At 66.1% G+C, this 17,567-nt stretch carries 19 protein-coding genes; 4 read left to right on the forward strand and 15 right to left on the reverse strand.

Features of this window, described 5'->3' with window-relative positions; all coding sequences use genetic code 11:
- The first annotated feature begins 40 nt into the window (after positions 1–40).
- Positions 41–790, forward strand: a complete 750-nt coding sequence (gene mddA, locus JV241A_RS25660; RefSeq protein WP_134065107.1) for a methanethiol S-methyltransferase — start codon at positions 41–43, stop codon at positions 788–790.
- A 57-nt stretch (positions 791–847) separates the two neighbouring features.
- On the opposite strand, the gene ureG is transcribed toward mddA, so the two are convergent.
- From ureG to JV241A_RS25705, 9 genes are all read right to left on the reverse strand, one after another.
- A complete protein-coding gene (ureG, locus tag JV241A_RS25665; protein ID WP_115086845.1) occupies positions 848–1,471 on the reverse strand; it encodes an urease accessory protein UreG in 624 nt (207 codons plus the stop codon).
- Between the two features lie 10 nt (positions 1,472–1,481).
- Positions 1,482–2,156, reverse strand: coding sequence for an urease accessory protein UreF (locus JV241A_RS25670; protein ID WP_115086846.1), 675 nt, complete (start codon positions 2,154–2,156; stop codon positions 1,482–1,484).
- Positions 2,156–2,701, reverse strand: a complete 546-nt coding sequence (locus JV241A_RS25675) for a HupE/UreJ family protein (protein ID WP_134065109.1) — start codon at positions 2,699–2,701, stop codon at positions 2,156–2,158. The genes JV241A_RS25670 and JV241A_RS25675 overlap by 1 nt, the downstream gene beginning before the upstream one ends.
- A gap of 22 nt (positions 2,702–2,723) precedes the next feature.
- Positions 2,724–3,203 carry an urease accessory protein UreE gene (gene ureE / locus JV241A_RS25680; RefSeq protein ID WP_134065111.1) on the reverse strand — a complete coding sequence of 160 codons (480 nt, stop codon included), beginning with the start codon at positions 3,201–3,203 and terminating at the stop codon, positions 2,724–2,726.
- A 9-nt stretch (positions 3,204–3,212) separates the two neighbouring features.
- Positions 3,213–4,916, reverse strand: coding sequence for an urease subunit alpha (ureC, locus tag JV241A_RS25685; RefSeq protein ID WP_115086849.1), 1,704 nt, complete (start codon positions 4,914–4,916; stop codon positions 3,213–3,215).
- The gene (locus JV241A_RS25690) at positions 4,913–5,230 is read right to left on the reverse strand and encodes an urease subunit beta (RefSeq protein ID WP_115086850.1); all 318 of its coding nucleotides are present in this window, start codon (positions 5,228–5,230) and stop codon (positions 4,913–4,915) included. The genes ureC and JV241A_RS25690 overlap by 4 nt, the downstream gene beginning before the upstream one ends.
- A 9-nt stretch (positions 5,231–5,239) precedes the next feature.
- Positions 5,240–5,542 (reverse strand): urease subunit gamma, encoded by a 303-nt coding sequence (locus JV241A_RS25695; RefSeq protein ID WP_038994905.1) that lies wholly within the window; start codon positions 5,540–5,542, stop codon positions 5,240–5,242.
- A gap of 9 nt (positions 5,543–5,551) precedes the next feature.
- Entirely contained in the window at positions 5,552–6,385 is an 834-nt protein-coding gene (locus JV241A_RS25700) for an urease accessory protein UreD (protein WP_134065114.1), read from the reverse strand.
- A 251-nt stretch (positions 6,386–6,636) separates the two neighbouring features.
- Positions 6,637–7,212, reverse strand: a complete 576-nt coding sequence (locus JV241A_RS25705) for an ABATE domain-containing protein (protein ID WP_166675756.1) — start codon at positions 7,210–7,212, stop codon at positions 6,637–6,639.
- 187 nt (positions 7,213–7,399) lie between these two features.
- On the opposite strand from JV241A_RS25705, the gene JV241A_RS25710 reads away from it, so the two are divergent.
- The 3 genes from JV241A_RS25710 (at position 7,400) to JV241A_RS25720 (ending at position 10,327) form a co-directional block, all read left to right on the forward strand.
- On the forward strand, positions 7,400–8,266 hold the full coding sequence (locus tag JV241A_RS25710; RefSeq protein ID WP_134065118.1) for an alpha/beta hydrolase: 867 nt from the start codon (positions 7,400–7,402) through the stop codon (positions 8,264–8,266).
- Between the two features lie 144 nt (positions 8,267–8,410).
- Positions 8,411–9,385: a quinone oxidoreductase gene (locus JV241A_RS25715; protein WP_134065120.1), complete on the forward strand. Its 975-nt coding sequence runs from the start codon at positions 8,411–8,413 to the stop codon at positions 9,383–9,385.
- Between the two features lie 18 nt (positions 9,386–9,403).
- Positions 9,404–10,327: a LysR family transcriptional regulator gene (locus tag JV241A_RS25720; RefSeq protein WP_134065122.1), complete on the forward strand. Its 924-nt coding sequence runs from the start codon at positions 9,404–9,406 to the stop codon at positions 10,325–10,327.
- Here JV241A_RS25720 and JV241A_RS25725 read toward each other — a convergent pair.
- From JV241A_RS25725 to JV241A_RS25750, 6 genes are read right to left on the reverse strand one after another with little or no spacing between them, the layout of a single operon-like run.
- Complete coding sequence (locus JV241A_RS25725) at positions 10,324–12,183, reverse strand: ABC transporter ATP-binding protein (protein ID WP_240047906.1); 1,860 nt, start codon at positions 12,181–12,183, stop codon at positions 10,324–10,326. The genes JV241A_RS25720 and JV241A_RS25725 overlap by 4 nt on opposite strands.
- On the reverse strand, positions 12,180–12,998 hold the full coding sequence (locus JV241A_RS25730) for an ABC transporter permease (RefSeq protein WP_134065126.1): 819 nt from the start codon (positions 12,996–12,998) through the stop codon (positions 12,180–12,182). Before JV241A_RS25730 ends, JV241A_RS25725 begins: the two co-directional genes overlap by 4 nt.
- A gap of 12 nt (positions 12,999–13,010) precedes the next feature.
- On the reverse strand, positions 13,011–14,072 hold the full coding sequence (locus JV241A_RS25735) for an ABC transporter permease (protein ID WP_134065128.1): 1,062 nt from the start codon (positions 14,070–14,072) through the stop codon (positions 13,011–13,013).
- Complete coding sequence (locus JV241A_RS25740) at positions 14,065–15,636, reverse strand: ABC transporter substrate-binding protein (RefSeq protein WP_115086858.1); 1,572 nt, start codon at positions 15,634–15,636, stop codon at positions 14,065–14,067. The genes JV241A_RS25735 and JV241A_RS25740 overlap by 8 nt, the downstream gene beginning before the upstream one ends.
- 10 nt (positions 15,637–15,646) lie before the next feature.
- Positions 15,647–16,822, reverse strand: a complete 1,176-nt coding sequence (locus JV241A_RS25745) for an LLM class flavin-dependent oxidoreductase (protein ID WP_134065130.1) — start codon at positions 16,820–16,822, stop codon at positions 15,647–15,649.
- Between the two features lie 9 nt (positions 16,823–16,831).
- A complete protein-coding gene (locus tag JV241A_RS25750) occupies positions 16,832–17,566 on the reverse strand; it encodes a class II aldolase/adducin family protein (protein ID WP_134065132.1) in 735 nt (244 codons plus the stop codon).
- Position 17,567: the final 1 nt, after the last annotated feature.

Genomic DNA, 17,567 nt, shown 5'->3' on the forward strand with positions numbered 1-17,567 from the left:
CTGCGCAGGACGCCCAGGTGCTCATTGAAAGGAATGCCTCATGGACGAGAAACCGCTGCTGCATAAATGCCTCGGATTGCTCTACAGCCTGTTCTGCTATGTCTACTCGATGCTGGTGCTGGTGTATTTCGTGGGCTTCATCGGGCCGCCGCAGGTGCCCAAGGACATCGACTCGGGACCGGCGACTGCCTGGTATTTCGCGGCTTTGATCGACGTAGCGCTGATCAGCCTGTTCGCTCTGCAACACAGTGGCATGGCGCGCAAAAGCTTCAAATCATTCTGGTTGCAGTGGGTAGCGGCCCCCATCGAAAGGGCCACCTATGTGCTGTTCAGCAGCCTGGCGCTGAGCCTGATGTTCCTGCTCTGGCAACCGATCCCGCTGACCCTTTGGGATATCGAGACACCTGCGGCGCGCGGGCTGATCAACGGCCTTTACTGGCTCGGCTGGATCATCGCCCTGCTGGCCACCTTCCTGCTCAGCCACTTCGAACTGTTCGGCCTCAAGCAGGCGCTGGACGTTTTTCGCCCGCACCGGGGTGAATCCCGCACCTTCAAGACGCCCTGGCTGTACAAGCTGGTGCGTCATCCGCTGTACCTGGGATTTGTCATGACCTTCTGGGCGACACCGCACATGACGGTTGGCCACTTGCTGTTTGCCGGGGTGGGTACCTTGTACATCCTGATTGGCACGCTGCTGGAGGAGAAGGACCTGGTGCAGTTGTTTGGCGAGCAGTATCGGCAGTATCAGCGCAAGGTCGGGATGTTGTTGCCGTTTCTGGGGCGTAGATAGATTTATCGCGGGGCAAGCCCGTTCCCACAGGATTGCGCGGCCCCGCGATGCTTTTGGCTACACCGGCACTTTCAACATCCCCCGCTCGACGATGAAATCGATCACCCGCTGCAAGCCCTGCCCGGTCTTGAGGTTGGTGAACGTCCACGGCCGTTCCGGGCGCATGCGCTGGGTGTCTTTTTCCATCACCTCCAGCGAAGCACCGACGTAAGGTGCCAGGTCGATCTTGTTGATCACCAGGAAATCCGACTTGGTGATGCCCGGCCCGCCCTTGCGCGGGATCTTCTCGCCCTCGGCGACGTCGATCACATACACGGTCAGGTCCGCCAGTTCCGGGCTGAAGGTGGCGCTGAGGTTGTCGCCGCCGCTCTCGACGAAGATCACTTCGAGGTTGCCGAACTTGCGCGCCAGCGCTTCCACCGCCGCCAGGTTCATCGAGGCGTCTTCGCGGATCGCCGTATGCGGGCAACCGCCGGTTTCCACCCCGACGATACGTTCCGGCTCCAGGGCGCCGGCCTCGGTGAGGATGCGCTGGTCTTCCTTGGTATAGATGTCGTTGGTCACCACGGCGATTTCATAATGGTCGCGCATGGCCTTGCACAGCGCTTCGAGCAGCGCGGTCTTGCCGGAGCCGACCGGGCCGCCGACACCGACGCGCAGGGGTTGCTGATAGCTTTGCATGGGGCTTTCCTCAGGATCGGAACAATCGGGTGTATTGGGTTTCGTGCCGCGCCGAGGCGATGGCCAGCAACGGCAGGCCGCCGCCGAGCTGGTCATCGCCGAGGGCCAGGGCGGTTGCCAGGGCATCGGGCAAGGCTTCGCTCAGATCACGCAACAGGGTTTGCGCCGCTTGCTGGCCGAACGGCACCAGCTTGACCCCGGCCATCACTGCACCTTCGAGCCAGGCATAGCCGTGAGCGAGGGCCAGATCAGGCAACGGGAGCCGCCAGTGCACCGCCAGCCAGGCCATGCCGCCAAGCTGGCTGAGCTCCAGCGACGCACGCCATTCGGGCGCCTGGCCCAGTTGCCAGCCATCGAGCAGGCGGGTCAGGGCCATGCCACGCTGGCGCTCTTCCAGGCGCAGTTCGGCGGTTTCGCGGTTGGCCAGCAAAAAGCGGCTCCAGCGCGCGAACGCCTCGGCATCGTCATCGAGGCAGGCTTGATACAGCCGCGCCAGCAGCGGCCAGTCGAGGTGGCACAGGGTGTCCTCGACCTGCTGGCGTTGCCAGGCGCGAAAGCCTTCGGCGCCCTGCACCCAGCCGGCCTCCACCGCCCACTCCAGGCCTTGCGAATAGGTAAAACCACCCACCGGCAGACTCGGGCTGGCCAGTTGCAGCAGGCGCAGCAGCTTGAGGTCGTTGCCCATCAGCCAGCCAGCACGAACGCGGCACCGGCCAGCAGCCCGCCAGCGAAGGCTTTCTGCAGGCCCTGGTGCCGGCGCAGCAGGCAACCGGCGCCAAAGCCGACCAGCAGCAACAAGCCACTGACAGTGACGAAACCTGCGCTGAACACCCAGAACGCACCCGGGCTGGCTTCAACGCCATGGGCCCAGCCATGGAACAGGGCAAACAGCGGCATGGCCAGGGCCAGCAATACCTGACGGCTGGGCAACAGCAGCGCGGCGGCGGCCACCAACAGTGAACCGATGATCATTGCTTCCATGCCGATCACACCACCGAACAGGTGGCCCATCAGCGCCCCGCCGAACATCGCGCCCAAGGTCAGCAACGGCAGTGCCAGGGTGCGCCCGGTCAGGGCTGCGAGCACGCCGGTACCGAGCAGCATCAACAGGTGATCAAGGCCGGTCAGCGGGTGCAGCAAACCGTCCTGCAGCGGGTTGGCGTCATGGCCAGGGTGGGCGAAAGCCGGTACGGCCACCAGCAGCAGTACGAGGGGGACGAGTTTTTTCATGGGGCAATCTCCTTATCAGTAATCAGTGGTGAGCGACGCGAACGAACAGGTGGTCACTGTGGGCGTGGCTGTGCGGTGCACTCTGGTAGGCACCGGCTTCAGGCTCGAACGGCGCCTGCTCGACCGTCACCTGCAGGCCCAGGCCACGGACCATCTCGTCCAGCACATGGTCGTGCTGATAACGCACCAGCCCGGCCTCGATCTGCAGCGGTACATGGCGGTTGCCCAGGTGATAGGCGGCGCGGGTCAGCAACAGCGGATCGGCGCAGCGCACGCTGGACACCTGCTCGGCCGCCGCCAGCACGCGGATCACCTCGCCGCCCTGCGCCTCGCCGAGCAGTTCGCCACCGCGCAGCAACTGGCCGCGCTCAAGCATCAAGCCGGCCTCGCGGCCATCGTCGAGGGTGACGCGCACACGGCTCTTGATGCGCGTGTCGACAGTGAGGGTGACGGTGCCGCTTACCGTGGCGGCGGCGCTCAGGCGACGGGTCAACAGGATCATGCTCGCTCCTTAAAACAGAAAATAACGCTGGGCCATCGGCAGCACCGTGGCGGGTTCGCACACCAGCAGTTCACCGTCGGCGCGCACCTCGTAGGTTTGCGAGTCAACCTCGATCATCGGCAACAGGCCGTTATGGACCATGTCGCCCTTGCGCACCGTGCGGCAGCCCCGGGCCTCGCCGATCAGGCTGTGCAGCCCCAGTTGCCGGTGCACGCCACGGTCGATCGCCGCCTTGGACAGAAACGTCATGCGCGTGGCATGGCGCGCGGCCCCCAGGGCGCCGAACATCGGCCGGTAATGCACCGGTTGCGGGGTCGGGATCGAACCGTTGATATCGCCCATGGGCGCCATGGCGATCATCCCGCCCTTGATCACCAGCGCAGGCTTGACCCCGAAGAACGCCGGGGCCCAGAGCACCAGGTCGGCCAGCTTGCCAGCCTCCACCGAGCCCACTTCGTGGGCGATGCCATGGGTCAGCGCCGGGTTGATGGTGTACTTGGCGATGTAGCGCTTGACCCGGAAGTTGTCGCTGCGTGCGCTATCCGGTGCCAGGGGCCCACGGCGCAGTTTCATCTGGTGGGCCACCTGCCAGGTGCGCAGCACCACTTCGCCGACCCGGCCCATGGCCTGGGAGTCGGACGAAGTCATGGAGAACGCGCCCAGGTCGTGGAGGATGTCTTCGGCGGCAATCGTCTCGCGGCGGATGCGCGACTCGGCGAAGGCCACGTCTTCGGCAATGCTCGGGTCCAGGTGGTGGCAGACCATGAGCATGTCCAGGTGCTCATCGACAGTGTTCTGGGTGTAGGGCAAGGTCGGGTTGGTCGAGGACGGCAGCACGTTGGCAAAGGCCGCGGCGCGGATGATGTCCGGCGCATGGCCACCGCCCGCGCCTTCGGTGTGGAAGGTATGGATGGTGCGATCGCCGATGGCCGCCAGGGTGTCCTCGATGCAGCCGGACTCGTTGAGGGTGTCGGTGTGGATCGCCACCTGCACGTCATGTTCTTCAGCCACGCTCAGGCAGCAGTCGATGGCCGCCGGGGTCGACCCCCAGTCTTCGTGCAGCTTCAGGCCCACGGCCCCGGCTTCGATCTGCTCGCGCAGGGCTTCGGGCCGCGAGGCGTTGCCCTTGCCCAGCAAGCCGATATTGATCGGCAACTGGTCGGCGGCCTGGAGCATGCGCGCCAGGTACCAGGGCCCGGAGGTGCAGGTGGTGGCATTGGTGCCCGTGGCCGGCCCGGTGCCGCCGCCGATGAAGGTGGTAATGCCCGAGGTCAGCGCCTCTTCAACCTGCTGCGGGCAGATGAAGTGAATGTGCGAGTCGATGCCGCCAGCGGTGACGATCTTGCCTTCGGCGGCGATCACCTCGGTGCCCGGCCCCACCGGCAGGGTCACCCCCGGTTGCACATCGGGGTTGCCGGCCTTGCCGACGCCGACGATGCGCCCGTTCTTGATGCCGATATCAGCCTTGACGATGCCCCAGTGGTCGATGATCAGCGCGTTGGTCAACACCAGGTCCAGCGCCTCGCTGGCGAGCATCTGGCCCTGGCCCATGCCGTCGCGGATGACCTTGCCGCCGCCGAACTTGACCTCCTCGCCATAGATCGTGAAGTCCTTCTCGACCTCGACCCACAGCTCGGTGTCGGCCAGGCGCACGCGGTCGCCGACCGTGGGGCCGAACATGTCGGCATAGGCCCTGCGGGAAATCCGGCTCATGCCTGCGCCTCCAGCTTGCCCATGACCTTGCCCTGAAAGCCGTAGACCTCGCGCTTGCCGCGATACGGCACCAGGTTGACGGTGCGCGCCTGACCCGGCTCGAAACGCACGGCGGTACCGGCGGCGATGTCCAGGCGAAAGCCGCGGGTGGGCTCGCGCTCGAACACCAGGGCGTTGTTCACCTCAAAAAAGTGATAGTGCGAGCCGACCTGCACCGGACGGTCGCCGTGGTTGGCGACGGTGACGCTGATCAGCGCCAGGCCGGCATTGAGTTCGATGTCGCCGTCGGCAACCTGTATTTCTCCGGGAATCATCCTGTGCTCCTAGACGATCGGGTCATGGACGGTGACCAGCTTGGTGCCGTCGGGAAAGGTCGCTTCCACCTGCACATCGGGGATCATTTCGCTGACCCCGGCCATCACCTGGTCGCGACGCAGCACCTCGCGGCCCAGGTTCATCAGCTCGGCCACCGTGCGCCCATCGCGGGCGCCTTCCATCACCGTGGCGCTGATCAATGCCACCGCCTCCGGGTAGTTGAGCTTCAGGCCACGGGCCAGGCGCCGCTCGGCCAGCAGCGCGGCGGTGAACAGCAGCAGTTTGTCTTTCTCTCGCGGGGTCAGCTCCATGGTGCTCTCTCAAGTGGCCCAGATACGCGGCGGGCATGGCGCCAGGCCGACCACGGCGGGTCGCAAGGCATACCAGAGCCGCTGCAAGGTGGATTGCAGGCGTTGGTTGTCGTGGTCGAGCAGGCGCACCACCAGCAGTTGGCCGAGCAGGGTCGCGCCGGCGGGGGCGCCAAGGTCTTCAATCAGTGCGCGGCTCTGCTCAAGCAGTTCGGTACTGGCCGGATAGGCGCAAAAGGTCGCTTGCAGGGGGAAGCCGGCGAGTTTTTCCAGGTGCCCGCCTTCGATGCGCAGGCGCTCGTGCAGGCCCGGGTCATCGGGCACTTCTATCTGCAGGCGGCTGTCGAGCGCGCCGTGACTGAAAGTCTCACCCATCACCGGGCGGCCCAGGCACAGGGTCTCCCAGGCCAGCAGGCGGGCGCCGGGCGCGAGGGTAAAACGGTTTTCCAGGCGTACTCTGGCGCCGGCAAAGCAGATGCTGCCCTGGGGCAGCCATTCGAGAATGCTGGCTTCGCCCAGGTAAAAATGCTGCTGGAGAACCGAGGTCGGGCCGCCACTGCGGTAGAACTTAGTCGCCCCGGGCATGGTCAGCAGCGCATGGCTACTTGGCTCCAGGTGCACATCGAGCAGCAGTTTGTCGCCACCGACCACACCGCCAGGCGGGTGCAGTACATAGACGTGGCACGGCGCACCCTCGGGATAGAACGGTCGCTGCACCAAAAGAGGACCGAAATGCCGCCGCGCACCAATACAGGTCTTGCTCTCGCCCCGGACGAAACGCAGCCTCAGCTCGGCGCGCCAGCCGGCGTCAGCGGTGACCAGGTCGGGGGTTTCGGGGAGCGACATGCCTCAGGTTCCAGTAAACGCTGCACCTCTCCGGGTGCAGACGCATTTGCAAGAAACAACCTGCGCGCTCAAGCGAATGCGGCGACGTGCAGGTTTGACCAATCGATCAGTAATCGATGGGTGAGGCAAAGCACATAGCGGGCCAAGATGGCGCGCTGGAGGGGTTTGTTTAAACAGCGGGCATGCACCGGTTTAGCGCTGCCCGGTTGCCGCGTGTTTAAACCTGGGCATCAGACCCTGCCTACGGGCGGCTACTCCTGGCGCAGGCGCTTACGGTGTTCGGCGACCTTATGCCGGTTGCCGCACACCGCCATGCTGCACCAGCGCCGGCGGTGGGATTTGGTGCGGTCGTAGAACCAGAGGATGCAGTCCGGGTGTTCGCAGGTTCTGACCAGGCTGAAGTCGCCGCCCGCCAGCAGCTCGGCTGCTTGCTCGGCCAGGGGCGCCAACAGTTGCTCGGCCGAACGCTGCTCGGCCACTCGCCTCAGCTTCGGCTGGTCGTCCTTGTCCCACACCAGCTGCGCATGGCTGGCGCCCTGGGCCAGGAAGCGGTTCAGGGTAGCCGGATCGCCGCGCCCGCCCGCCTTGCGTTGCTCGACCAGCGCGCGCAACGACTCGCGCAAGGTAACTGCCGCCTCCAGCAACGCGCCCTTGGCCAGGCGTGGCGCGGGTCCCTCTTGCAAGCCCATACGTTGCAGCCAGGCCAGTACGTCGGCATCGCTGTGCCAGAAATCGGTGCGCTGGCCGTCGACGATGGCGACGGTGTTGAGCATGTCCAGCACCGGGTGGTCGGCAAGGACATAGGGTTCGGTGATGGCGTCGGTCATGGCCGTTCTCGGCAGCGGGCGTTGCTCCATGGTAACCCTTATTTTCAGCGTTTCAAGTTACACGGCCGATCATCACCGCACCTTGGTAACCTCTTAAATTGTATTTGACAGGTTACGAACTCCATGCAAGATTTGTTTGCGCAGTAACCTAATAAATCAATTTACCCGGTTACAGAGGACCAGTCCGATGAGCACTCCCGCCCCAACCGTGCGCTACCAGTTCGTCGACGCCGACGGCGTTCGCGTGTTCTACCGTGAAGCCGGCGAGCCCGGTGCCCCGGTGTTGCTCCTGCTGCATGGCTTCCCCAGTTCATCCCATCAGTTTCGCGACCTGATCCCGCTGCTGGCCGCGCACTTTCACCTGATCGCCCCGGACCTGCCGGGTTTCGGCTTCACTGAAGTACCGGCCGAGCGCGAGTACCGTTACAACTTCGATGCCCTGGCGCAGACCCTGGGCGCCTTTGTCGATGCGCTGAACCTCAAGCGCTATGCAATGTATGTGTTCGACTACGGCGCGCCCACCGGCCTGCGCCTGGCCGTGGCGCACCCGCAGCGGGTCACGGGGTTCGTGTCGCAAAATGGCAACGCCTATCTCGAAGGACTGGGCGATGCCTGGGCGCCGATTCGCCAGTACTGGGCTGACCCGTCGGCGGCCAACCGCAAGACGGTTGGCGATGCGGTTCTGCATCTGGAAGGCACTCGCTGGCAGTACCTGCATGGCGTGGCCGATCCGACCCTGGTCGCCCCGGAGTCCTACACCCTCGATGCACTGTTGCTGGAGCGCCCGGGCAACAAGGAGATCCAGCTCGACCTGTTCCTCGACTACGCCAACAACCTTGGGCGCTACCCGCAGTTCCAGGCGTTTTTCCGCGAGTATCCGGTGCCGTCGCTGATCATCTGGGGCAAGCATGACCCGTTCTTCATTCCACCAGGGGCTGAGGCCTACAAGCGTGACAACCCCAACGCCGTGGTGGAGCTGCTGGATACCGGCCACTTTGCCCTGGAGACCCATGCGGCGCACATTGCCCGGCGGATTGTCGAGGTGCTGGGTTGAGCATCGCGGGGCTTCGACTTGCCCCGCGATAGGGTCACAACCCATGCATCAGGTGCAGCAATGATCTGCAACCAACCCGATTGCTGCGCCATGACCGGATCAATACCCTCGACCACACTCACACTGTGCTCCAGGAACCCGATCATGGTCATGCAAATCCGCCTTCAGCAAACCGGTGCCCCCGCCGTCCTGCACCTCGAACAGACCAGCGCGCAAGCACCCGGCCCCGGCGAGGTCTGGCTCGAACAGGCGGCCATCGGCGTCAACCCGCTGGACGTCAGCCAGCGCAAGGGCGATGTGCCTATCGCCCTGCCTTCGGGCCTTGGCCTGGAAGGGGCCGGAACCGTGGCCGCAATCGGCGCACAGGTCACCGGGATCAATGTCGGCGACCGCGTCGGCTATGCCACCGGCCCGCTCGGCGCCTACGCCAGCGCCCGGCTGTACCCCGCCGAGCGCCTGGTCAAACTCCCGGACAATCTCGGCCTGGACGAAGCGGCCGCCCTGCTGTTCAAGGGCATCACCGCCCACTACCTGCTTCACAGCACCTACCCGGTCGGGCCCGGCACGCGGCTGATGATCTACGGCGCGGCAGGCGCGCTGGGGCAGTTGCTGGTGCCCTGGGCCAAACATCTGGGCGCGTTTGTCATCGGCGTGGTATCGAAGCCGCAAAGTGTCGCCCGGGCCCGCGCCTCCGGGTGCGATGAAGTGCTGGTGTTCGACGCCGCCACCCTGGCCGCGCAGGTGCTGGACGTGACCCACGGGCAAAAACTCGATGTGGTCTACGACCCGATCGGCCGGGTGTCCTTCGAGGCTTCGCTGGACAGCTTGCGGCCGCGCGGCCTGCTGGTGTCTTGCGGCATGGCCTCGGGCGCGCCACCGGCCATCGAGCTCAGTACCCTCAACGCCAAGGGTTCGTTGTTCATCACCCGCCCGTCGCTGGCCGCGCACACGGCAACTGCCGGCGAGTACCAGCAACGTGCCGGGGAGGTGCTGGCGGCGGTGGCGACAGGTATCATTCGGCCGCAGATCTGGAAGCGTTATGCACTGGCCGACGCCGCCATGGCCCATGACGACTTGCAACAAGGACGCTCACAGGGCGCGGTCATCCTGACGCCCTGACCCACCGAGGTAACCCCCATGGACCCGTTCGACAGTCGCCAGGCCGATGAGCTTGCCACCCTCCTGGCGTTGTTCGAGCAAGGCTCCTTTGCCGCTGCCGGGCGCCTGCTGCAGCGCCATCCCTCAGTGCTGTCCAAGCGCCTTGGCGCACTGGAGCAGCGCCTGGGTATTCGCCTGGTCGAGCGAACCACCCGCCAGTTGCGTTTCACCGATGAAGGCGCGCGGCTGGTAGAGCGCCTGCGCCAGGCCGCGAGCCTGATCAGCGAGGCCGAACGCGAAGCAGCCCAAGGCGCTACGCAGATTCGCGGGCGGCTGCGCATCGCCCTGCCCTCGTCCATGGGCCGGCTGTGGCTGAGCCCGATGCTCGCCGAGTTTGCCCTGGCGTTTCCCCAGGTACAGCTTGAGACCGAATACGCCGAACGCTTTGTCGATATCGTCGCCGAAGGCTTCGATGCCGCAATCCGTATTGGCGAGCTGGCCGACAGCCGCCTGGTGGCGCGCAAGCTCTGTGAGCATCGGCGCATCCTCTGCGCGGCGCCGGCCTACCTGCAACAGCACGGCCAGCCGCAGACACCGGCCGACCTTGCCAACCATAACTGCCTGGGGTTTACCGGGCTGCGCTCGTACCCGGAATGGCGCCTGGCCAGCCAGGGCCAGCAGCAGACGGTGAAGGTGCGCGGCTCGCTGGTCAGCAACGACAACGAAGCGCTACTGGCCGCCGCCCGCGCCGGGGTCGGCATCCTCGCCGGCGGTGACTGGCTGATGCAGCACGACCTGGACAGCGGCCGCCTGCTGCCGGTGCTGCCCGACTGGCAACTGGATGCCGACGCCGGCATTTACCTGGTGCGCCCGGGCGCCCGCTACAACAGTGCCGCGACCCTCGCCTTCAAGCAGTGGATCGAGGCGCGTTTTGCCAACGGCGCGCCCTGGCGCAGCCGCTAAAGCGCTGCTGCCAATCTCGGCGTATGGGCGAGCAGGCTCTGGGTGTAGCCGTCGACGGGCCGGTCCAGCACCTCATCCACAGGGCCCTGCTCGACAATCCGTCCTTGCTTGATCACCACCAGCCGATCGGCAATCGCCCGCACCACACCCAGGTCGTGGGTGACGAACACCAGGGTCATGCCCTCACCTTGCAATTGCTTGAGCAGGGCCAGGATCGCCGCCTGGACTGAAACGTCCAGTGCCGAAGTCACTTCATCGCAGATCAGCACGCTCGGTTTGCACACCAGCGCGCGGGCAATCGCCACCCGCTGGCGCTCGCCGCCGGAGAGGTGATGGGGATACTTGGCGGCCACCGAAACCGGCAAGGCCACCCGCTGCAGCGCCGCCTCGATACGCGCCCGGCACGCCTGGCCCTTGAGCTTGAAGAAGTGCTCCAGCGGTGCCTGCAGGCACTGGGCCACAGTCTGCCGGGGGTTCAAGGCCCGGTACGGGTTCTGGAAGATGTACTGGATGCGATGACGGGTTGTGCCGGGACGTTGCCGGGCCAGCAGGCTCAGCGGCTGGCCCTCGAAGCTCAGCTCACCGCTGGCATTGTCGCCCAGGCCTGCCAGGGTGCGGGCCAGGCTGGTCTTGCCCGAGCCAGACTCGCCGACCACTGCCAGGCATTCCCCGGCCTGTACTTCGAGGGCCAGGTCAAACAGCACCTGGCGGTCGTAGGTCAGGTTCAGGTTGCTGATCGCCATTAATGGCGCCTGATCCACCCGCGTCGCCCGTACCTGCAGCGCCGCTGTGGGCGCCGGCGCCTCAAGCTGTGGATGCAGGCAAGCCACTTGCTGATGGGGCTCAAGTGTTTGCAGGCCCGGCTCAGCCTGCTCGCAGGCCGCCGTACGCCGCGGGCAGCGTGGCGCGAAAGCACAGCCGTTGGGGCGCTGGCCCGGCGCCGGGGCATGGCCGGGAATCGCCTGCAGCGGGTGCTGGCGGGCAACATCCGGGATCGCCGCCAGCAAGCCCAAGGTGTAGGGATGGCTGGGACGGGCGAACAGCCGTTGGCGACTGGCGACTTCAACGATGCGCCCGGCGTACATGACCATCACCCGGTCGACCAGGTCCTTGATTACCGCCAGGTCGTGGGACACATACACCGCCGCCACGCCCTGCTCCTTGCACAGCCGGCGCAGGGTTTGCAGGATGTGCGCCTGGGTGCTGACGTCCAGTGCCGTGGTCGGTTCGTCGAGGACAATCAGCCGCGGGCGCAGGACGAACGCCAGGGCGAGCATCACCCGCTGCTGCTGGCCGCCGGACAGTTGATGGGGGAAGCGCCGCAGGAATTCCGCGTCGCCGGGCAGGCCGACGTCGATCAGGGTCTGTTGCAGGCGCTGTTGCTGCGCATTTTTTTGCAACTGCGGTTCATGGGCGTGCAGGGTTTCCAGTAATAAAGGCCCGATGCGCAGGGCCGGGTTCAGGGCTTGCGCCGGGTCCTGGGCGACATAGCCGATCAGCCCGCCGCGGGCCTGGCGCAGGGCCTCGCCGCGCAGCTCGAGCAGGCTGGCGTCGGCGACCTGGATGCGGCCTGCGGCGATGCGCGCACCGCGCCGGGCATGGGCCAGCAAGGCGGTGGCCAGGGTGGTCTTGCCCGAGCCGGACTCACCGACCAGGCCAAGGATTTCGCCGGGGGCCAGGGTGAAGTTGATGTGGTCGATGATGTCGGCGCCAGTGTTGAGCTCAACCCGCAGGTTTTGCACTTGCAGGGCCGGCCTCTCGCTGGCAAGACCAGCTCCCACAGGTTCGGCAGCAGGCCAAGAATCCTGTGGGAGCTGGCTTGCCAGCGATGGGGCCAGTGGGGCATATGAGTTCATCGACGTTCTCCCGCGCTATGCCGGGCAATGCCTTCGGCGAAGATATTGGTGCCGTAGGCGAACACCCCGATCAGCAGCGCCGGGGCCAACACTGCCCAGGGCTGGACCAGCAGGCCAGCCTGGTTTTCATTGATCATCAGGCCCCAGTCGGCGGCCGGTGGCGCCACGCCGTAACCCAGGTAGCTCAGCCCCGAGAGCATGCCGATGCCCCAGGTGAGCATATTGCCAAAGTGCACCAGCAACGGCGTCAACACGTTGGGCAGGATCTCGCGCAAGAGGATGCGCGTGCGCGAGAAACCCATCATCTGCGCTGCCTCGACGAACTCCTGGCTGGCCACCGCCACCGCGCTGCCACGGGCCAGGCGGATCACCCCGGGGGTGAAGGCGATGGCCACGGTGAGCACGATCAGCCACGGCGCCCGGCCCAGCATCGAGACAATCAACAGCACCAGGATCAGGTCGGGAAACGCCAGCCAGACATCCGCCAGCCAAGTGATCGCCTGATCCAGGCGCTGGCGCGACAAACCGGCCAGCAGCCCCAGCACGGTACCGGCAATCAGCGCGATGGCGGCCGCCGCCAGCGACATCCACAAGATCGACAGCCCGCCATTGAGCAACCGCGACAGCACGTCATGGCCGAGAAAATCATGGCCCAGCGGTGCGTCGCCGGCGGGGGCGCCATACACCCCGCCAACCATGTCGGTGGGGGCATGGGGCGCCAGCCAGGGACCGAACAGGGCCAGGAGGGCGATGGCCAGGGTCACCAGGCCGCCGCGGCGAATCTGTGGCTCACGCCACCAGCGTGCATTGAACATGGACTACTCCTCTCAAGGGGCTTTGGCCGCCGGGCGCCGCCACCAGCTCTGGATGCCGCGGCGGTTGCGCTGGATCAGCGTGGCGCGGCGGGCGGTGCGCAGTTTCGGGGTGAGCAAGACGGTGAGCAGGTCAGCCACCAGGTTGATCAGCACCACCCCCAGGGTGATGACCAGCACCACGCCCTGCACCAGCGGCAGGTCGCGCATCTGGATCGCGCTGTTGAGCTGGGTGCCGATGCCCGGGTAGCTGAAGATCACCTCGGCCAGCAAGGCGCCGCCGATCAGCGTGCGCAGGGTCAGGGCCACGCCCTGGATCGCTGGCACCAGGGCATTGGGCAAGGTGTGGCGCCAGACGATGCGCCATTCGGCGATGCCGCGCAGGCGCGCCGCGCTGACGTAATCCGAGTCCAGCGCTTCGATCATCGAGGCGCGGACCATGCGCGCCAGGTACGGCAGCGACGACAGGCTCAGGGCGAAGATCGGCAGCAACAGGTATTCAAGCTGCTGCCACAGGGCTTTGTCCGGATCGAGGATCGACACCGCCGGCAGCAGGTTGACCTGGGGCATGGAGAACAGCAGCACCAGGCCGATGGCGAGCAGAAAGCCCGGCGTGGCCTTGAGGAAAATCAGCGCCGACAGGCCAAAGCGGTCCAGGCGGCTGTCGCGGCGCAGGGCCAGGCTGACGCCGATGCTCAAGGCCAGCGGCACCACCAGCACCAGCACCCCGGCCAGCAGCGCCAGGGTATTGCCGAAGCGGCTGAAGATGATCGCCGCCACCGGCTGGTTGGAGTCCAGGGAAACCCCCAGGTCGCCGCGCAGCACCTGGCCGAGCCAGCTGAAGTACTGCACCAGGATCGGCCGGTTCAGGCCCAGTTGCTCGCGCAGGGTCAGCACGCTTTCCAGCGGTGCCTCGGGGCCGAGGATGACCCGCGCCGGGTCCGAGGGCAGCGCCTGGGTGGCGATGAACACCACCAGGCTGATGACCCAGGCGGTGAGCAGGCCGTAGCCCAGGCGGCCGATGAACCACGGCAACCTGGCAGGGAGTCGGGAAGTGCGTGCGCAAGGTTCAGGCATGGTTCAACCACAGGCTGTCAAAGCGCCAGGAGGCGAAAGTGGTCTGTTCGCCGTGCAAGCCGCCGACCTTGCTGGAGGCGGCATCGAGCACGTCGGTAAAGCCCCAGATCAGCAAGCCGCCGCGCTGGTGCTGGATGGTCTGGGCCTCGTGCACCAGTTGCTTGCGTCGCTCAAGGTCAGGCTGGCCGAGGGCCTGGGTGAACAGCTCAGAGAAACGCTCGTCGCGAAAATTGCTGCGGTTGTAGATCGCCAGCGGCGCGTCGTTGTGCAGGCCGGTGGCCAGGAAGCCACGGGCCGGCGTGGAGCCTGGCGACATCAGCCACTGCTCTTTCTGCGGGCCGTTGAACACCGAGCTGTCCACCGGGGTGACCTTGACCTCGACCCCGGCCTTCTTCGCCTGCTGGGCGAACACCAGGGCGGCGTTGACTTCGTTGGCGGTGGTGGTCAGCTCGACCCGCAGGTCGCTGGCGCCGGCCTGGCGCAACAGCGAGCGGGCCTGGTCGAGGTCATAGCCGCGCTGGGCAATGGCGTGGTTGTAGGTCGGGTCCTGCGGCGAGTACAGGTCGTTGGCGATGCGCCCGAAGCCATTGAGGCCACGGCCGATCAGCTCCTGACGATCGGCCAGCAGGCGGAAGGCCTGGCGTACCCGTTCGTCCTGGAACGGCGCCTTGGCGGTGTTGAGGTTGAAGCCGCTGAACGAAGTGCTCGGCGACACCACCAGTTGCAGCCGCGGGTCGGCCTTGATCAAGGCGCTGTGCTCGGCCTGCACGCCGCTGGCAACATCGATCTGCCCGGCACGCAGGGCCGCAACCCGCGACACCTGGTCCTTGAATTCGATGATCTCCAGCTCGTCGGCATACGGCTGGTTGGGTTTGAAATAGTTCTCGAACCGGGTGAACAGCGCGCGCTGGCCCGGCACGAAGCTTTTCAGCCGGTACGGCCCCGCCCCCACCGGGTTGCTCACCGGGTCGTAATCGGTCGGCACGATGCCGCCGAAGGCGATCAGGGTTTCATCCAGCGGGAAGAAGCTGCGGCCCTGCTTGAAGCGGATCTCGATGGTGCGCTCGTCGAGCTTGCGCAAGGCCTGGCGGTCGATGGCGCCGACCAGCCCGGCAAACGGCGAGGCCAGTTTTGGGTCGGTCAGGCGCAGGATCGAGAACAGCATGTCATCGGCGGTGATGCTCTTGCCGTGGTGGAACTCCAGGCCCGGCTTGATGCGGATGGTCCAGGCGCTGGCATCGGCGTTGGGCTCGGCGAATTCGGCCAGGCCCAGGCGCGTGCTGACGTCGTCGTTCCACTCCCAGAACTTGCTGTACAGCGCCCAGCCGCGAATGATCCCGCCGCCAGACGGCTTGTGCGCATCGAGGTTGCCGGCCTGGTCGCCGTCGATGATGCCGACGCGCAGGCGCCCGCCACGCACCGGCTGGGTCGGCCGGGCGATGGCTGCGCCTGCGGCCGGTTCAGCACCGCCGCAACCTGTGAGCAGGCTGGAGCCGAGCAACAGGCCGCCACCGACGGCCAGGCTGTTGCCGAGGAACACCCGGCGGGAAAATTCGTTTGGCATGGGCAACTCCTTAAGCCGGTTCGGCAACCGTGCGCGCACTCAGGCGCGGAATGTCGAAACCGTGGTCCAGGTCGAGCAAGGGGAACAGCAGGTCGGCGACCCGGTGGGCTTCATCGATCAGCGGGAAACCCGAGAGAATGAACGCCGAGGTGCCCTGGGCTTCGTACTCGCGAATCCGTGCGGCCACCTGCTCGGCGCTGCCGACCAGGTAGGTGCCGGCCGCAGGACCGAGGATGTTGAAGCCGAACAGGCTCGGGCCGGTCCAGACGTTGGGGTAGATCTCAAGCTCGCGGGCCGTGGGCAGGCGGCCGTCGCGGATGCTCTGCACATTGCGCTGGATTTGCGGATTGTCGCTGCTGAAGGTCTCCAGGGTCTGGCCCGCAGGCAGTTGGCGTTCAATGGCGGCGCGGGCGGTTGCCAGCGAGGTCTGTTGCAGCAGCTTTTCAGCGTGGGCCCAGGCCTCTTCTGCGGTTTCGCGGACGATGATCTGCAGGCGCGTGCCGAAGCTCAGTTCGCGGCCGATCTTCGCGGCCTCTGCCGCTACCCGGCGGAACTTCTCGCCCAGCCTTGGCGGGGTGTCGGCGAAGCTCAGGTAGACATCCAGCAACTGCACCGAATGGGCCACGCCCGGGCCGGAAGTGCCCGCCCCCCACAGCGGCACGGAGGCGCGTTGTGGCGGATGCCAGCCGCCCAGCGGGTGACGTGCCGCCGCAGCCGGACGTGGCGCCAGCTTGACGTACTGGCCGTCAAAGCCTGCGGTTTCACCGGCATAAATACTCTGGAAGGCGCGCCAGTACTCCAGGCTGAACTGGTAGCGCTCATCGTGCGGGTAATGCACGCCCAGGGTGGCCAGGCCGGCGTCGCTGCCGTTGACCACGTTGAACAACAGGCGGCCGTTGGAGAACTCATCAAAAGTCAGCGCCCACTTGGCCAGTACCGCCGGCGATAACTCGCCCGGATGCTGGGCCACCAGAAAGCGCAGGCGCTCGGTGGCGTCGATCAGTGCGGCAGCCACCGCCAGGCTCTCGTTGGGGCTCGAGCCCAGCAGCGAGCCGTAATAGCCCAGGCGGTCGCTGGCCACCGCCAGTTGCTTGAGGTGGGCGAAATCGGTTTTCCAGCGTCCTTGCGGCTCCCACGGATAGGGACCATCGGGGCTGGTGAGGTACCAGAGAATCTTGACAGCCATGGTCTTTCCTCAGGCGCGAATGCGGTCGGTGGCGGGAATCAGGCCCAGCTCGTTGGCCTTGTCGATCAGCTTGCTCATCCGCCATTGCTGGGTGAGCACGCCCGGGCCGAAGGGCCGCGAGCCGCCGATGGCTTCGGCCAGCAGTTGCAGTTGCGCCCCCTCCTCCAGCAGCACGATGAACTCGGCGGTCGCGCGCAGGCCCTGCTGGCCCCAGACCGTGGCGCCACCGTTGGCTTCGAGGATGGCCGGGGTGAACGGGTTCTCGGCCAGGCGTTCGAGGATGAAATCCACCTCGTCCTGGCGCCGGTCGATGTAGGTCGGCAGCTCGCGGGCCAGCTGGAAGCGCTGCACCGGCACGTAGTTGAACGGCAAGGTACGCTGGGTCTGGGCCCAGGCACCGAGGTACGGCGAGTGCACATGCGACACCGTGGTGATCTGCGGTTGTTCGCGAAACAGCTTGGCGTAACGGCCCAGGCCACCCTTGCCCTGACCATGCACCAGGTTGCCGGCCAGGTCGCTGACCGTGGCCTGCAGCGGCTTGCGGTAATCCCACGGCCCCGGGTATGTGACCGATACCAGCAACTCGCGGCCCGGTACCCGTTCGATAAAGCCGACGGTGCCGTTGGCGCTGATGGTGTTGGTTTCACGGAACACGGTGAAGGCCTGGTCGGCCTCGTTGATCACCTGCTCGATGAAGGTGTTCAGCGCGGCATCGATCAGGTGTTCGGTAGTCAGTACGGTCATG

Source organism: Pseudomonas sp. JV241A (assembly GCF_900275665.1).
GTDB lineage: Bacteria > Pseudomonadota > Gammaproteobacteria > Pseudomonadales > Pseudomonadaceae > Aquipseudomonas > Aquipseudomonas wadenswilerensis.

Coding starts and splice junctions, on each gene's coding strand:
- mddA (WP_134065107.1), top strand. CDS start 41: ATGGACGAGAAACCGCTGCTGCATAAATGCCTCGGATTGCTCTACAGC.
- ureG (WP_115086845.1), bottom strand. CDS start 1,471: ATGCAAAGCTATCAGCAACCCCTGCGCGTCGGTGTCGGCGGCCCGGTC.
- JV241A_RS25670 (WP_115086846.1), bottom strand. CDS start 2,156: ATGGGCAACGACCTCAAGCTGCTGCGCCTGCTGCAACTGGCCAGCCCG.
- JV241A_RS25675 (WP_134065109.1), bottom strand. CDS start 2,701: ATGAAAAAACTCGTCCCCCTCGTACTGCTGCTGGTGGCCGTACCGGCT.
- ureE (WP_134065111.1), bottom strand. CDS start 3,203: ATGATCCTGTTGACCCGTCGCCTGAGCGCCGCCGCCACGGTAAGCGGC.
- ureC (WP_115086849.1), bottom strand. CDS start 4,916: ATGAGCCGGATTTCCCGCAGGGCCTATGCCGACATGTTCGGCCCCACG.
- JV241A_RS25690 (WP_115086850.1), bottom strand. CDS start 5,230: ATGATTCCCGGAGAAATACAGGTTGCCGACGGCGACATCGAACTCAAT.
- JV241A_RS25695 (WP_038994905.1), bottom strand. CDS start 5,542: ATGGAGCTGACCCCGCGAGAGAAAGACAAACTGCTGCTGTTCACCGCC.
- JV241A_RS25700 (WP_134065114.1), bottom strand. CDS start 6,385: ATGTCGCTCCCCGAAACCCCCGACCTGGTCACCGCTGACGCCGGCTGG.
- JV241A_RS25705 (WP_166675756.1), bottom strand. CDS start 7,212: ATGACCGACGCCATCACCGAACCCTATGTCCTTGCCGACCACCCGGTG.
- JV241A_RS25710 (WP_134065118.1), top strand. CDS start 7,400: ATGAGCACTCCCGCCCCAACCGTGCGCTACCAGTTCGTCGACGCCGAC.
- JV241A_RS25715 (WP_134065120.1), top strand. CDS start 8,411: ATGGTCATGCAAATCCGCCTTCAGCAAACCGGTGCCCCCGCCGTCCTG.
- JV241A_RS25720 (WP_134065122.1), top strand. CDS start 9,404: ATGGACCCGTTCGACAGTCGCCAGGCCGATGAGCTTGCCACCCTCCTG.
- JV241A_RS25725 (WP_240047906.1), bottom strand. CDS start 12,183: ATGAACTCATATGCCCCACTGGCCCCATCGCTGGCAAGCCAGCTCCCA.
- JV241A_RS25730 (WP_134065126.1), bottom strand. CDS start 12,998: ATGTTCAATGCACGCTGGTGGCGTGAGCCACAGATTCGCCGCGGCGGC.
- JV241A_RS25735 (WP_134065128.1), bottom strand. CDS start 14,072: ATGCCTGAACCTTGCGCACGCACTTCCCGACTCCCTGCCAGGTTGCCG.
- JV241A_RS25740 (WP_115086858.1), bottom strand. CDS start 15,636: ATGCCAAACGAATTTTCCCGCCGGGTGTTCCTCGGCAACAGCCTGGCC.
- JV241A_RS25745 (WP_134065130.1), bottom strand. CDS start 16,822: ATGGCTGTCAAGATTCTCTGGTACCTCACCAGCCCCGATGGTCCCTAT.
- JV241A_RS25750 (WP_134065132.1), bottom strand. CDS start 17,566: ATGACCGTACTGACTACCGAACACCTGATCGATGCCGCGCTGAACACC.